1 protein-coding gene is annotated in these 410 nt (G+C 59.8%); it reads right to left on the reverse strand.

Annotation, left to right across the window (positions count from 1 at the left end; genetic code table 11):
* A partial coding sequence (locus AC2JF9_RS09930; protein ID WP_500727441.1) for a protein kinase domain-containing protein occupies positions 1 to 281 on the reverse strand: 281 nt, incomplete at its 3' end.
* Positions 282 to 410 lie beyond the last annotated feature (129 nt).

Consider the following 410-nt stretch of genomic DNA (forward strand, 5'->3'; position numbering starts at 1 on the left):
TCGTCGATCCATTCGAGGACGAGATACCAGTTATTCTCCGGATCACGACCGATCTCGATCAGGCGAACAATGTTAGGGTGGTCCAGCGTCTGAAGCATCGTCGCCTCGCGCTGGAACCCTTCGCGGGCCCGCTGGTCGTCGGGTCCGAACTTGACGCGCTTGACCGCGACGAGTGCCGCAGACTGCTTGTCCAGCGCCTTGACCACAGTCGCCTGCGCGCCGCCGCGGACCACGTTCGTTAGAACATAGCGGTCACCAAGCTCCTTCGTCTCCCCCCTCATCGAGCGTTTGCTCCCTGCTCGCTGTCCCCATCCCGTACTTCTGTTAAGAAGTAACACGGTTCAGCGATAGCGATAGTGGCCCAGCTACTCGACTTGGCTCCGACAAACATCAGGGATGAAGCAGCCTAG

It is taken from the genome of Lactobacillus sp. C449L, from assembly GCF_059900815.1.